Source organism: Lentzea sp. NPDC020367 (assembly GCF_044387305.1).
GTDB lineage: Bacteria > Actinomycetota > Actinomycetes > Mycobacteriales > Pseudonocardiaceae > Lentzea.
Map to the genome: position 1 here is coordinate 30,991 of NZ_JBIRVV010000025.1, position 14,971 is coordinate 45,961.

Sequence of the window (14,971 nt, forward strand, 5' to 3'; positions counted from 1 at the left end):
GATGGTGAACCGCCTGGTCGTCGCGGCCCCGGCCTCGGGCAGCGGCAAGACCACCGTCGCGACGGGCCTGATGGCCGCGTTGCGCAGGGCCGGGTCGCGGGTCGCGCCGTTCAAGGTGGGACCCGACTACATCGACCCCGGCTACCACTCGCTCGCCACCAACCGGCCGGGCCGCAACCTCGACCCCGTGATGGTGGGCGAGCACCGGATCCCCGGCCTGTTCGCGCACGGCTCGAAGGGCTGCGACATCGCCGTCGTCGAGGGCGTGATGGGCCTGTTCGACGGCCGCATCGACACCGCGGGCATCGGCTCGACCGCGCACGTGGCCAAGCTGATCAACGCGCCTGTGCTGTTCGTCGTGGACGCGCGCGGGCAAAGCCGGTCGCTCGCCGCGCTGCTGCACGGCTTCCGCGGCTACGACCCGACGGTCCGGCTCGGCGGCGTGATCCTCAACCAGGTCGGCTCGGAACGGCACGAGCAGGTGCTCCGGTCGGCGTGCGACGAGGTGGGCCTCGACGTACTAGGCGTGCTGCCGCGCGATCCGCAGTTCTCCTTGCCCTCACGGCATTTGGGGCTCGTGACGGCGGCGGAGCACGGGCCGGAGGCCGTCGCCGCGGTCGACGCGATCGCCGCCGCCGTGGGCAAGCACGTCGATCTCGACGCGGTCCGCAGACTGGCCTCGTCGGTGCCCGCGATGGCCGTCGCCGCGTGGGAACCTCAGGTCGACCGAGTCGGGAACGAACCGGTGGTCGCCGTGGCGGGCGGAGCGGCCTTCACGTTCGGCTACGCCGAGCACGTCGAGGTGCTGAAGGCGGCAGGAGCGGCCGTCGCCGTCGTCGATCCGCTCCACGACGAAGATCTTCCGGAGGGCACGGCGGGCCTCGTCCTGCCCGGCGGATTTCCGGAGCAGCACGCGGAAGCTTTGTCCGGCAACGCGAAGTTGCGCGAGGCGGTGGCTCGGTTCGCTCGTTCGGGTGCGCCGGTGCACGCCGAATGCGGAGGGTTGCTTTACCTCGCGCGATCACTGGACGGGCACCCGATGTGCGGAGTGCTCGACGCCGAGGGCTTCATGACCCCGAAACTGACCCTCGGTTATCGGGACGCGGTGGCCTCCGCGAGCTCACCGCTGCACCCGCCCGGCAGCCGCGTGACCGGCCACGAGTTCCACCGGACCCAGCTGTCCACACCGCACTCGACCCCGCCCGCGTGGCACTGGCGCGGCGTCGACTCACGGCCCGTCGCCGAAGGGTTCGTGATGGGCGGCGTGCACGCGTCGTACCTGCACACGCACCCCGCCGGTGATCCGGAGGCCGTAGCCCGTTTCGTGCGGGCCTGCCACCCGTTCGTGGCAGGAGTGGCAGACGGTACGGTCATCGCTTAAGTCTCTCCCCAAACCCCCTGTGGAGCTGTCGTGACGACGACCGGTCGGGTCTCCTTCGTCGGCGCCGGTCCCGGTGCCGCCGACCTCATCACTCTCCGAGGCGCGCGCCGCATCGCGGAAGCCGACGTCGTCATCTGGGCGCCCACAGCGGTGGACGCCGAGTGCGTCCGCGAGCACGCCCGTGCCGACGCCGAACTGGTCGACTTCTCGCGCGTCACGCCCGAGGAGATCACCGACGTGTACCGCCGTGCCGCCGCGTCACGTCAGGTCGTCGTGCGTCTGCACTCGGGCGACGCCGCGACCGGCGGAGGCGTCCAGGAGCAGCACGACCTGTGCGTGCGTCTCGGGCTCGAGACCGAGGTCGTGCCGGGCGTGTCCGTCGTCGCCGCCGCTGCCGCGAAGATCGGCCGCGAGCTGACGCTGACCGAGGCGTCGTCCACCGTGCTGATCTCGCCGGAGAGCAGCGAGCTCGTGAGCGAGTTCGCTGCGCTGCAGACCACGATGGCCGCCACGGTCTCGGGCGCGCGCACCGGCCAGTTCGTGGAGAAGCTGCTGCAGGGCGGGTACTCCGAGGCCACGCCGGTCGTCGTCGCGTACAAGGTGAGCCAGGCCGACGAACTGGTCGTGCACACCACGGTCGGCGAGCTGGAATCCGTCGTGAAGCAGCACAAGCTGTACCGCCCGACGCTGTTCCTCGTCGGTGCCGCGGTGAAGGCGCCCACGCGTCGTGTGTCGGCCTCGGCGACGGCGTCGGTGGACGAGCCGCTGCGCGCCGCCCGCCCGACCCGCTGGTCCCGCCGCGCCGCCTCACGCATCGCGACCCGCGTGGACGAGCCCATTCCCGCGTCCGTGCCCGCGCCGGCCACCGCGCCCGTCGCCGAGCCGAACCCGGCGTGGACGGCGGTCGAGGAAATACAACAGTCGGTGCGCAAGCCCGCCGAGGAGCCCGCGCCGAAGCCGAAGCTGGTGGTGGTCGCGGCGGAGAAGCCGAAGCCGCCGACGGTCCGCGCTTCGACGGCCACTCCCAAGAAGCGGCCGACCGCCCGTAAGCCCAAGCGCACCGCCGGCAACTGATGTCGTTCGAGAAGCTGCTGGAGGCAGCGGGCCGCCCCGTCGAGGTCGTCGACGCGGCGGACGGCCTGCGTCCCGCGCTGAACGTGTGCCGCGCCCGCTCCGCCGTGCTCGTCAAGCTGGCCGCCGGCATCGGGCCCGCCGAGATCGGCGCGGGCCTCGCGGGCTGGCGCCGATCGCTGATCGTGCAGGACTCGGGCGAACTGACCACTGTGGACCCGCGCGACGCGGTGACGAGGCGCTGGACCGCCCCGGACGCCGTGTTGTGCCTGGCGGACAACGAGTTCCTCCGCGCGAACGACGGCTGGGCGCTGCCGGACGACGCCTTCGGGAGCCGCACGCACGTGCTCGGCGCCGAGGTCCGCGCGTTCGTGCTGGCCCGTCTCGCTCCCCGTCCCGGCGTGCTGGTGTGGGACGTGCTGGCCGGTTCCGGCGCGGTCGGCGTCGAGTGCGCCCGGCTCGGCGCCGCGGTCATCGCGGTCGAGCCGGATCCCGTGCAGTGCGTGCGCATCATCGCGAACGCGTCCGCGCACGGCGTGGATGTCCGTGTCGAGGAAGCCGAACTGGACGCGCCCTCGTTGCCGCGCCCGGACGCGGTGTTCGTCGGCCGCGGCAACCTGAGCGCGGTCAAGGCGAGCGCGGCGGCGTCGGCCAAGCGCGTCGTCGTCGCGACCGAGAGCGTGGACGAGATCGTGCCCGCGCGGGACGCGTTGCAGGCCGCCGGTTACGAGGTCGAGGGCGTGCACTGGACCGCCTCGCGCCTGCTCGACTCCGGGTTCGCGCCGGCCGTGCCGGTGACCGTGCTGTGGGGAACCAAGAAGTGATCGGTGTGTTCGCCGGCGCCGCCCAGCGTGGTGACGCCGCAGATCTGGCCGGGCTCCTGGGTGCCGACGCGGTCGTCCCCGACGGTCCCGTCAAGCCCGCTGTCCGCGGTCTCTGGCCCCGCCTGGGCGCCGTCGTGCTGTTCCTGGACGCGGCCGCGGCGGTCCGGTTGATCGCGCCCCTGTTGCGGGACAAGCGATCCGACCCCGCCGTGGTGTGCGTGGACGAGCACTTCGTCGTCGCGCTGGCCGGTGACGTGGACGTGTTCGCCCGCCACGTCGCCGATCTGCTGAACCGCACGGCCGTGGTGACCAGCGGCCCGTCCATCGACTCGGTGCTGGACGAGCTGGTCGAACAGCTCGACGCCACCGCGGACGGTGACGTCGCGGCCTGCACCGCCGCCATCGAGGCGGGCGAGAAGGTCGTGCTGCGCAACCCGTTGAACTTCCCGCTGCCCGCGCTGCCGCCCAACGTCGTGGCGGGTGGCGAGGACGCGACGTGGGTGATCGTCATCGACGACCGGGCCGCCGCGACCAAGGACAACGTGCTGCGGATCGTGCCGCGCACGCTCGTCGTCGGTGTGGGCTCGACGCGCGGTGCGTCGGCCACCAGCGTGGGTGCCGCACTGTCGGAACTGGACACCCACGGTGGTCTGGATCTGCGTGCCATCAAGGCATTCGCGACGGCGGACGCCAAGGCGGACGAACCCGGCATTGTCGATGCCGTGGAGGACTGGGGTTTCTGGCACGGCGACACCGCCGAGCTGCTGACGTTCCCGACCGAGGAACTCGCCGAGATCGGCGTGCCGAACCCGAGCTCGGTGGTGCGCAACTCGATGGGCACCGCGAGCGTCGCGGAGGCGGCCGCGTTGCGAGGCGCGCGGAGCATCGGCCACGGCGGCCCGATCGAGCTGGCGGCCGAGAAGTTCAAGCGGGACAACGTGACCGTGGCCGCGGCACGGGTGCTGCCGCGCGGCCGGCTCGCGCTGGTCGGGCTCGGGCCGGGTTCGGCGGAGGAACGCACGCCCCGGGCCGAGGCAGAAATTCGGCGCGCGGCGTTCGTGATCGGGACCCCGGAGGCGATCGACGCCGTCGGGCCGCTTCTGCGCTCTGGCACCGAAGTCGGTCATGAGGGCGCGTGCGATTTGGCCTCACGTGGGGCCGCGGTCGCGTTCGTCGCTTTCGGAACCGGACCAACGCTGGACAATCCGGTCGAAGCCGACGTAATTGTTGTTCCCGGAGTATGGGAACACTGATGTTTTTCCTTCTTTCGTAGGGTCTCCGCTGAAGTTTTCTTGATTAGCGTCGCCATGCACACGGCCCACCCCTGCACCGGGGCCCGAAAGCACTGGAGACCGGCATGAGAGCCCGTCGTCTCGTCGCTGTCGCCTGCACCGCCGGCGTCGCGCTGTCCCTGCTGACGATCACCGCCCAGGCCGCCGCACCCAAAGAAGGCCTGCGGCTGCTGACCGTTCGCGACTCCCTGACCGCCACGCACACGTGGTACGAGCAGACCTACGACGGAAAACCAGTGCTGGGCGCCTACTACGTCGAGCACGTCGACAAGGCGACCGGTGTGAAGAACGTCGACGACGGCCGGCTCGCCGTCGGTTCGGTCGACGTCACCCCGGCCGTGACCGCCGAGGACGCCAAGACCAAGGTCAGCGCTCCCGAGGGCGCGAACCTGAAGGTGCTGCCCGGCACCGGCCTCGTCTACGAGGTGATCTCCGACAACGGCAAGGGATCCGAGCGCACGCTGGTGCACGCGGAGTCCGGCGCCGTCGTGAAGACCGAGAGCCTGGTCAAGCACGCGAACGGCACCGGCAAGGTGTTCAGCCCGAACCCCGTTGTCTCGCAGCAGAACCAGAACCTCAAGGACGCCAACGACGCCGACTCGGCCGTGCCCTCCGCCGCGTACAAGTCGGTCACGCTGTCCGATCTGGACGGTTCCGGCTACCTCAAGGGCAGCTACGCGACGATCACCGGCGCCAAGAGCAAGCTGGCGTACAACAAGAGCAACAAGTTCGAGTACACCCGCACCAACGACTTCTTCGAGCAGGTCAACGCCTACTGGGGCGTGACGGAGGCGCAGAAGTACATCCAGAGCCTCGGGTTCAAGAACATCAACAACGAGGCGCAGAAGATCACCACGCTCGGCCTGACCGAGGACAACTCGTTCTACGACCCGTCGAAGGACCAGATCACCTTCGGCACGGGCGGTGTGGACGACGCCGAGGACGTCGAGGTGGTGTGGCACGAGCTCGGCCACGCGATCCAGGACGCCCAGGTGCCGGGCTTCGGCTCGTCGCTGGACGGCGGCTCGATCGGTGAGGGCTTCGGCGACTGGTGGGCGCTGGTGCTGTCCTCGCGTGACTCGCAGGACACGGCCAAGACCCCGTTGGCGTGCATCATGGACTGGGACTCGACCTCGTACACGACCACGACGCCGCACTGCATCCGTCGCGCCGACACCGAGCTGAAGGTCGGCGACCGGCAGAACGAGGTGCACTTCGACGGCCAGATCTGGTCGCGGGCGCTGTTCGACGTCTTCAAGGCGTTCGGCCGGGACAAGGCGGCGAAGATCGTGCTGGAGTCGCAGTTCTCCTACACGCCGAACACGACGTTCAAGGCCGCCGCCGAGGCGACCGTCGCCACGGCCAAGAAGCTCTACGGCGACGCGGATGCCGCCACGGTTACGGCCGCGTTCAAAGCCCGCGACATTCTCAAATAGGTCAAATGTGAAGTCGGACATGTGCGACTAATGGCGGTTACGTCGCCGAATCCCCGCCCGTGACGCTGTGTGTGCCGCAGTTGTACACCCTGCACACACAGTGTCATCGGGAAGGACTGGCAAACATGGCGAAAACCCTGCATCGCCTGATCGTGTCCGTCGTGGTGTCCGCTCTCGCGGGCATCTTCTTCATCGCCCCGGCCACCGCGAGTGACGTGTCGCCAATGATCGTCGGCGGTACGCGAGCGAGCACCTCCACCTATCCGTGGGTCGTCTACCTGGCGTCCTCGTCCGGATCGCAGTTCTGCGGTGGAACGCTGGTGAAGGCCAACAAGGTCCTCACCGCCGCGCACTGCGTGAAGGGCAGTTCCGCCTCCAGCGTGCGCGTCGTGCACGGTCGTGACGACAAGCAGAGCACCGCGGGCACGGTCGTCAGCGTGACCAAGATCTGGGTGCACCCGAGCTACACCACCGCGACCGCCGGCTACGACGTCGCGGTGCTGACGCTGGCCAGCGGCATCAACTCGGCCACCCTGCCGCTGGCCACGCCGTCCGACACCGCGCTCTACACGGCCGGCAACTCCGCGCTGATCCTCGGCTGGGGCACCACGTCCTCGGGCGGTTCCGCCTCGCGGTACCTGCTCAAGGCCAACGTGCCGCTGACCTCGGACGCGACCTGCAAGACCGCGTACCCGCAGTACAGCAACACTTCCATGGTGTGCGCGGGCTTCCCGCAGGGCGGCACCGACACCTGCCAGGGCGACTCCGGTGGCCCGCTGGTGTTCGGCGGCAAGCTCATCGGTGACACCTCGTGGGGCCGCGGCTGTGCCGGCGCGGGCTACCCCGGCGTGTACGGGCGGATCGCGCCCTACTACTCGGTGATCACCGCTCAGCTCTGACCCACCTGTTGCAGGGTGCGTGCCCCGGCGCGCACCCTGCACGCATGGCTGATCTGGAAGCTGTACCGGAAGACTGGTCGAACGCGCTGGTCGTCGTCGCTCACCCCGATGACATGGAGTACGGCGGTGCAGGCGCCATCGCGCGGTGGACCGCCCAAGGCAAGAACATCGTGTACCTGCTCGCGTGCCGCGGCGAGAACGGCATCGACTCGATCGAACCGAGTGTCTGCGGGCCGTTGCGGGTCGCTGAGCAGATCGCGGCGTGCGTGGCCGTTGGCGTGACCGAGGTCGAGTTCCTCGACCACCCGGACGGCACGATCGAGTACGGCCTTCCGCTGCGGCGTGACATCGCGGCCGCCATCCGCCGTCACCAGCCGGAGTTCGTGATCACCGGCAACTACCGCGAGACCTGGCCGGGCGGTGGGCTCAACATGGCCGACCACATCGCCGTCGGACGCGCCACCGTCGACGCGGTCAGAGACGCGGGCAACCGGTGGATCTTCCCGGAGCTCGGCCTGGAGAAGTGGGAAGGCGTGAAGTACCTGGCCGCGGCGTCCTCGCCGTTGGCGACGCACGCCGTGGACATCACCGACTCGTTCTATGCCTCCGTGGTCTCTCTACGCGCGCACAAGGCGTACCTGGAGGCACTGACTGGCGACATGGCCGATCCGGCGGCGTTCCTCCGTTCGATGGCGGAGAACACCGGGAAGCGGTTCGGAGGAGTGCTGGCCACCTCTTTCGAGCTGTTGACGCTGTGACCATGTTCCCTTCGGCTGGACACGGCGTGTCCCGTGTGGATGCTTCTACGCATGCCCTTTGAACAGCACTACCTGGCCGGCCTCGACCTCCGGGGCCGGCGCGTCCTCGTGGTCGGCGGAGGCACGGTCGCGCAGCGCCGTCTTCCTCGCCTGATCGCGTCCGGCGCCGTCGTCGAGCTCGTGTCGCCGTCCGTCACACCCGCCGTGCAGGGCATGGTCGACGCGGGCGAGCTGACGTGGCACGAGAGGCGCTACGAGGCCGGTGACGTCGAGGGCGCTTGGTACGTGGTGGCGTGCACGTCCAACATCGAGGTGAACGCGCAGATCGGCGAAGAAGCGCTTTCGCAGCGTGTGTTCTGCGTGCGCGCGGACATCGCCGTCGAGGGCACGGCCGTGACTCCGGCGACCGGTACGCACGACGGCATGTTGATCGGTGTGCTGGCGGGTGGTGAGCACCGCCGCTCGGCCTCCGTGCGGGACGGGCTCGTGGCGGCGTTGCGCGACGGGCGCATCGCGGACCAGGCCGCCCCGCCCGTCGGTGTGGCGCTGGTGGGTGGCGGACCCGGCGATCCGGAGCTGATCACCGTGCAGGGCAAGCGATTGCTGGCTCACGCGGACGTGGTCGTGGCGGATCGGCTGGCGCCACGCGAGTTGCTGGAGGAACTGCCCGCGCACGTCGAGGTCGTGGACGCGGCGAAGATCCCGTACGGCCGTGCGGCGACACAGGAGTTCATCAACCAGACGCTGATCGACCGCGCCAAGGAGGGGAAGTTCGTCGTCCGGCTCAAGGGCGGCGACCCGTACGTCTTCGGGCGCGGCTTCGAGGAGCTGCTGGCGTGCGCCGAGGCCGGGATCCCGGTGACCGTGGTGCCGGGCGTGACTTCGGCGTTCGGTGTGCCCGCGCTGGCCGGCGTGCCGGTGACGCACCGAGGTGTGGCGCACGAGGTCGTCGTCGTCTCCGGTCACGTCGCGCCGGACGACTCACGTTCTCTCGTTGACTGGTCAGCGATCGCACGCCTTCGCGGCACCGTCGTGCTGATGATGGCCGTCGAACGAGCCGGTGCGTTCGCCACGGCGTTGATGGAAGGCCGCCCCGGTTCGACGCCCGTCGCCGTGATCCAGGAGGGCAGCACGGCGTCCCAGCGCGTGTACCGGTCCACTTTGGACTCGCTGGGCGCGGACGTGAAGACCTGGGAGGTTCGTCCTCCGGCGATCATCGTGGTCGGCCCCGTCGCCGGTATTGCTTCCGCAAATAGTTAGATAAGTTTCTTTACAAAAGCCGCGCACCCGGTGGACTCTGCAACCACGCCGCCTAAGTCCACCGGTTTTGCGGAGGCCCGCATGAAACGCGTCCTGTCTTTGGCGGCAGGCATTTTGCTTGCGATGTCCGGTTTGGTTGTTTCGGCCCCGGCGAACGCGGCACCCCAACAGGTCTTCTGGACCTTCTACGGCTGGTACGACAACACGCCGCCCGGTGGTGACATCGCCTACCCGCAGATCCACGACACGGCCGGCGGGAAGGGCACGTGGTCGGACCCGATCACGTTCGCGACGTCCAGCAAGGAGGCCAAGCCGGGAACGAAGATCTATTTCCCGCGGGTCAAGAAGTACTTCATCATGGAGGACTCCTGTTCCTCCTGTGAGCAGGACTGGAACGGCAACGGCCCCAACGGCGGCCCGAAGCTGTGGCACTTCGACGCGTGGATCGGCGGCAAGGGCGGCAACGCCATGAACGCGATCGACTGCGAGGACGCGCTGACGAACTACCACGACGACGGCAAGCCGGTGATGGAGGAGACCATCCTCAACCCGCCGTCGAACCTGCAGGTGGACTCGACGCCGATCTTCAACACCTCGACCGGCGAGTGCTACGGCGGCGCGAAGCCCAAGACCACCAACGGCGAGTACAAGAACGTCTCGACCGGCAAGTGCCTGCAGGGCGGCTCGTCCGGCGCGCAGCTCACCACGGCCACCTGCACCGGTGCCGCGAACCAGCAGTTCAAGTTCCACGGCGCGTTCATGGAGCAGGGTTCGCCCCAGCAGTGCACCACGTTGTCCTCGGGCAAGGTGCTGCTGAAGAAGTGCGACGGCGGACCGGCCCAGCAGTGGTCGATCAACCCGAACAAGACCATTTCGGACATGCAGTACAACACGAAGTGCTACCGGGACGCGTCCAGCAAGGTGACGGCGGCGTCCTGCTCCGGTTCCGCCGCGCAATGGACCTTCAAGGCGGCCGCCAAGAAGTAGCAAATTCACTTTGCGGCTTTACTTGCCACCGTTCAGGCTTCGGTCTGGACGGTGGTTTTTTCGTGCACGTCTCGACCCTCAGGAGCCTTGCTTGTCCACCCAGACAGCCTCGCCACCAGGCGGGGATCGAGTGCTCACCCGCCTGCTGACGACCTACCTGCGGCCATATCGCAGGGAACTGATGATCGTCGTCGGGTTGCAGCTCGTCGGCACGATCGCCTCGCTGTACCTGCCGAGCCTCAACGCCGACATCATCGACAACGGCGTCGCGCGCGGTGACACCTCGTACATCGTGGACCAGGGCGTCTGGATGCTCGTCGTCTCGCTGGTGCAGATCGCCTGTTCGATCGTCGCGGTCAAGTTCGGCACGCGCACCGCGATGGCGTTCGGGCGGGACGTGCGGTCCGGGGTGTTCCACCGGGTCGGCTCGTTCTCCGCGCAGGAGGTCGCGCGGTTCGGGGCGCCGTCGCTGATCACCCGCACGACGAACGACGTGCAGCAGGTGCAGGTGCTGGTCGTGATGCTGACGACGATGTTCGTCGCGGCGCCGATCATGTCAGTGGCCGGTGTCGTGATGGCGCTGCGCGAGGACGTCGGGCTGTCGTGGCTGCTGCTGGTCTGCGTGCCGGTGCTGGCGATCGCGATCGGCATGATCACCGTGCGGATGGTGCCGTTGTTCCGGCGTCAACAGGAGCGCATCGACCACGTGAACCGGGTGCTGCGCGAACAGCTCACCGGCGTGCGCGTGGTGCGGGCGTTCGTGCGGGAGAAGGCGGAGACCGAACGGTTCGCCGACGCCAACGCGCAGCTGACGGACATCGCGCTTCGGGCGGGCCGGCTGCAGGCGATGATCTTCCCGACGGTCACGCTGATCTTCAACGTGTCCAGCGTCGCGGTGCTGTGGTTCGGGGCGCACCGCGTGGCGGACGGGGAGATGCAGGTCGGCGCGCTGACCGCGTTCCTCGCCTACCTGCTGCAGATCCTGATGTCGGTGATGATGGCGTCGTTCATCTCGACGATGGTGCCGCGTGCCTCCGTCAGCGCTGGGCGGATCATCGAGGTCATCGAGACCGAACCGTCGGTGCACGCTCCGGTGGAGTCGGTGGCCGCGTCTCACGGGCGTGGCGAGGTCTCCTTCCACAGCGCGGAGTTCCGGTACCCCGGTGCGGACGCGCCGGTGCTGCGGAGCACGTCGTTCGCCGTGGGCGCCGGGCAGACCACCGCGATCATCGGCAGCACCGGATCCGGCAAGACGACGTTGATGAGCCTGATCCCGCGGTTGATCGACGTGACGGCGGGGGAGGTGCGGGTCGGCGGCGTCGACGTGCGGGCGCAGGACCCCGAGACGCTGCGGTCGCGGATCGGGCTGGTGCCGCAGGTGTCGTACCTGTTCACCGGCACCGTGCGGTCGAACCTCCAGCACGGCGCGCCGGACGCCACCGACGAGCAGATGTGGACGGCGCTGGACATCGCGCAGTCCCGCGACTTCGTCACCGCGATGGGCGGGCTCGACGCCACGATCGCGCAGGGCGGCACCAACCTGTCCGGAGGCCAGCGGCAACGACTCTCCATCGCACGGGCGCTGGTGCGCAGGCCGGACGTGTACCTGTTCGACGACTCGTTCTCCGCGCTCGACCTCGCCACCGACGCGGCGTTGCGCGCGGCGCTGAAGCCGTACACGCGCGACGCCGCCGTGATCGTCGTGGCGCAGCGGGTGTCCACTGTGGCCCAGGCCGACCAGATCCTCGTGCTGGAGAACGGCGAGATCGTCGGCAGGGGCACGCACCGCGAGCTGATGGACAACTGCCCCACGTACTTGGAGATCGTCCACTCCCAGCTCACGCCGGAGGAAGCGTCATGACCACCACCCGTGAGCAGCCGCGGCCGATGGGCGGCCCCGCCGGGCGGTTCGCCATGCAGGCGCCGGTCAGCAAGGCCGCGGACTTCGGCACGTCGGCCCGGCGCGTGGCCGGCCTGATGAAGCCCGAACGCGTCACGTTCGTCGCCGTCGTCGGACTCGGCGTGCTCGGCATCGCGTTCACCGTCCTGGGCCCGAAGATCCTCGGCGACGCCACCGACATCATCTTCAACGGCCTGCGCGGTTCGGGCATCGACTTCGGTTCGCTGGGAGCGGTGCTCTCGTTCGCGCTGGGCCTGTACGTGTTCGCCTCGTTGTTCAGCTGGCTGCAGTCGCGGCTGCTGAACGGCGTGGTGCAGCGCGTGGTCTACCGGCTGCGCGAGAGCGTCGAGGAGAAGCTGCACCGGTTGCCGCTCAAGTACTTCGACGGCCAGCCGCGCGGCGAGCTGCTCTCCCGCGTCACCAACGACATCGACAACATCGCGACGACGTTGCAGCAGACGATGAGCCAGCTGCTGACGGCCGTGCTGAGCATCATCGGCGTGACGGTGATGATGTTCGTGATCTCGCCGCTGCTGGCGGTGGTGATGATGCTGGTCATCCCGATCTCGGTCGCCCTGACCGGCGCGATCGGCAAGCGCGCGCAGAAGCAGTTCGTGGCGCAGTGGAAGCACACCGGCCGCCTGAACGCGCACATCGAGGAGGCGTTCAGCGGCCACCAGCTGGTGACGGCGTTCGGCAGGCAGCAGGAGTCGGAGGCGGAGTTCCGCCGCCGCAACGACGAGCTGTACGAGGCGGCGGCCGGCGCGCAGTTCATCTCCGGCCTGATCATGCCGTCGATGATGTTCGTGTCGAACCTCAGCTACGTCGCCATCGCGGTGATCGGCGGCCTGCGCATCACCTCCGGCGGCATGACGCTGGGCGAGGTGACGGCGTTCATCCAGTACTCGCGCCAGTTCACCCAGCCTTTGACGCAGGCGGCATCGCTGTCGAACCTGCTGCAGTCCGGCGTAGCGTCGGCGGAGCGCGTCTTCGAACTCCTCGACGCACCGGAACAACGCCCGGACTCCTCGGACGCCGTTCCACCCCCGTGGCGCTGCGGCAAGGTCGAGTTCCAGAACGTGTCGTTCTCCTACGACCCGGACAAGCCCCTGATCGAGAACCTGTCCCTGGTCGCCGAACCGGGCCAGATGATCGCCATCGTCGGCCCCACCGGCGCCGGCAAGACAACGCTGGTGAACCTCATCATGCGGTTCTACGAACTCAGCGGCGGCCGCATCACCCTCGACGACGTCGACATCACCTCACTGCGCCGCGCGGACCTGCGCGCACAGGCAAGCATGGTGCTGCAGGAGACATGGCTGTTCGGCGGCACCATCCGCGACAACATCGCCTACGGCAAACCGGGCGCCACAGAGGAGGAGATCCTCGCCGCGGCCGAAGCGACCTATGTGGACCGTTTCGTGCGCTGCCTGCCCGACGGCTACGACACCGTGATCGACGAGGAGGGCTCGAACGTCTCGGCGGGCGAGAAACAACTCCTCACCATCGCGCGTGCGTTCCTGTCCGACCCAACGCTGCTGATCCTCGACGAGGCCACCAGCTCGGTCGACACCCGCACGGAGTCGTTGGTGCAACACGCGATGGCAGCACTGCGTTCGTCGCGCACGTCGTTCGTCATCGCCCACCGCCTGTCCACCATCCGCGACGCCGACCTGATCCTGGTGATGGAGGCCGGGAGCATCGTCGAGCAGGGCACGCACGAGGAGTTGCTCGCTAGGCAGGGCGCGTACCACCGGCTGTACTCAGCGCAGTTCGCGGCAGCGATCTGAGGCTGAGCAGCCCCACGGCGGTTCGCAGCGCGACCGACAGGTACCAAGGAGCAAGCAGGCCGAAGTAGTCAGCGGTGAGTCCGCCCAGCAGCGCGCCGACCGGCTGAACACCCCAGGTGATCAGGGTCTGCGCGCTGCTGACGCGGCCGAGCAACTCCGTGGGCACCACCCTCTGCCGGAAGCTCGAGGTCGCCACGCCCCACACCGCCGTGCAGAACGAACTCACGACCGCGAACACCGCGACCGTGGCGAGGTCGTGGGCGAGCGTCGCGATCCCCAGCCACATCAACGGAATCAGCACCACTGTCACCGCGACCGCGTGGCGGTACCGCGCGAGCAACCGCTCGGCGAGCAGCCCACCTGCCACCCCGCCGCACGCCAGCGTGGCCAGAAAGGCCCCGAACCCGGCGTTCGTCAGCCCAAGTCTCTGCTGGGCGAACAACACCAGCGTCGCCATCGTCATCGCGATGCACAGGTTCGTCGTCGCCGAGACGACCGTGATGGTTCTCAGCGCCTTGTGCTTCACCAGCCACCGCAAGCCTTCGGTCACCTTCGGCCGGGCCGACGGCTCCTTGCGTTCGGTGCGCATCTTCATGACCAGCACCGCCGCGATGGCGAACGTCAGCGCGTTGACCCAGAACGGCGCAGGCACCGCGATCGCGAACAACAGCCCGCCGAGCGGTGGCCCCGCGAACTGCAATGCCACCGCCTGAGACGCGAACAGCCGCCCGTTCGCCCGCTCCAGCAGGTGGTTTTCCACGGTGGCCTTGATGAGCGGCTGTCCGACTGCCCTCGGCACGGTCTCGGCAGCGCCGATCAGAAACGCCATGCCGTACAGGAAGGCGATGTGCGCACCGTGGAAAGCGGCGAGCAACGCCATGAGCGCGCACTGGACCCACAAGGCCGTGAGCAGCAGACGCCGGCCGTCGTACCGGTCTGCCGCGGCTCCTGCCTGGAGTGCGACCAGCAGCCAGGGGAGCGTGCCGAAGAAACTGACACCCGCGATCAGCTTCGGATCCTGCGTGAGCGTGGTGGCGAGCAGCGGAAGTGCCGCCAGGAAGATGCCGTCCCCCAACGCCGAGATGGCGCTGCCGCCCCACAGCAGGTACCAGTTCCGCCCCATGCGGCACCTTACGTGCCGCACCGAGAACGCCCGCTGCTCAGGCCCCGCCCACCCAGGGGGCTGACCACCTGCCTCCACCCAACTTAACGACGATTCTGGCGCGTCAACCCACCGCTCACCGATCTGTGGACAACTCGGCCGCAGAAACGGCGAAAGCGGCGCCTCGTCGTGGGAAACGGCCCACTCAAGCGCAGCCAACGCCGTTCCCGACATGAGGAGGCAGCTGCGTACGGCAAAGGACGTCTTTCAA

Annotated in this window: 12 protein-coding genes; 11 read left to right on the forward strand and 1 reads right to left on the reverse strand. The window is 68.8% G+C overall.

The features are described 5' to 3' along the window. Window position 1: 1 nt before the first annotated feature. The 11 genes from ACH413_RS45165 to ACH413_RS45215 all read left to right on the forward strand — a co-directional run bounded on the left by ACH413_RS45165 (window position 2) and on the right by ACH413_RS45215 (window position 13,598). On the forward strand, window positions 2-1,381 hold the full coding sequence (locus ACH413_RS45165) for a cobyrinate a,c-diamide synthase (RefSeq protein ID WP_360048196.1): 1,380 nt from the start codon (window positions 2-4) through the stop codon (window positions 1,379-1,381). 30 nt (window positions 1,382-1,411) lie between these two features. Continuing rightward, complete coding sequence (locus tag ACH413_RS45170) at window positions 1,412-2,455, forward strand: SAM-dependent methyltransferase (RefSeq protein ID WP_360048194.1); 1,044 nt, start codon at window positions 1,412-1,414, stop codon at window positions 2,453-2,455. Continuing rightward, entirely contained in the window at window positions 2,455-3,276 is an 822-nt protein-coding gene (locus tag ACH413_RS45175; RefSeq protein ID WP_360048192.1) for a hypothetical protein, read from the forward strand. The genes ACH413_RS45170 and ACH413_RS45175 overlap by 1 nt, the downstream gene beginning before the upstream one ends. Next, complete coding sequence (locus ACH413_RS45180; protein WP_360048190.1) at window positions 3,273-4,529, forward strand: cobalamin biosynthesis protein; 1,257 nt, start codon at window positions 3,273-3,275, stop codon at window positions 4,527-4,529. Before ACH413_RS45175 ends, ACH413_RS45180 begins: the two co-directional genes overlap by 4 nt. A gap of 104 nt (window positions 4,530-4,633) precedes the next feature. Continuing rightward, window positions 4,634-6,004 carry a M36 family metallopeptidase gene (locus tag ACH413_RS45185; protein ID WP_360048188.1) on the forward strand — a complete coding sequence of 457 codons (1,371 nt, stop codon included), beginning with the start codon at window positions 4,634-4,636 and terminating at the stop codon, window positions 6,002-6,004. 125 nt (window positions 6,005-6,129) lie between these two features. Beyond that, a complete protein-coding gene (locus ACH413_RS45190; RefSeq protein WP_360048186.1) occupies window positions 6,130-6,903 on the forward strand; it encodes a serine protease in 774 nt (257 codons plus the stop codon). A gap of 44 nt (window positions 6,904-6,947) precedes the next feature. Next, window positions 6,948-7,661, forward strand: a complete 714-nt coding sequence (locus ACH413_RS45195; RefSeq protein WP_360048184.1) for a PIG-L deacetylase family protein — start codon at window positions 6,948-6,950, stop codon at window positions 7,659-7,661. A 51-nt stretch (window positions 7,662-7,712) separates the two neighbouring features. Further along, window positions 7,713-8,921, forward strand: coding sequence for a uroporphyrinogen-III C-methyltransferase (gene cobA / locus ACH413_RS45200; RefSeq protein WP_360048183.1), 1,209 nt, complete (start codon window positions 7,713-7,715; stop codon window positions 8,919-8,921). Window positions 8,922-9,044: 123 nt separating this feature from the next. After that, entirely contained in the window at window positions 9,045-9,908 is an 864-nt protein-coding gene (locus tag ACH413_RS45205) for an RICIN domain-containing protein (RefSeq protein WP_360048182.1), read from the forward strand. 130 nt (window positions 9,909-10,038) lie between these two features. After that, a complete protein-coding gene (locus tag ACH413_RS45210) occupies window positions 10,039-11,769 on the forward strand; it encodes an ABC transporter ATP-binding protein (protein WP_360048242.1) in 1,731 nt (576 codons plus the stop codon). Continuing rightward, window positions 11,766-13,598, forward strand: a complete 1,833-nt coding sequence (locus tag ACH413_RS45215) for an ABC transporter ATP-binding protein (RefSeq protein ID WP_396426058.1) — start codon at window positions 11,766-11,768, stop codon at window positions 13,596-13,598. The genes ACH413_RS45210 and ACH413_RS45215 overlap by 4 nt, the downstream gene beginning before the upstream one ends. On the opposite strand, the gene ACH413_RS45220 is transcribed toward ACH413_RS45215, so the two are convergent. Then, window positions 13,543-14,721: an MFS transporter gene (locus ACH413_RS45220; protein ID WP_360048180.1), complete on the reverse strand. Its 1,179-nt coding sequence runs from the start codon at window positions 14,719-14,721 to the stop codon at window positions 13,543-13,545. The two genes, ACH413_RS45215 and ACH413_RS45220, sit on opposite strands and share 56 nt — an antisense overlap. Window positions 14,722-14,971 lie beyond the last annotated feature (250 nt).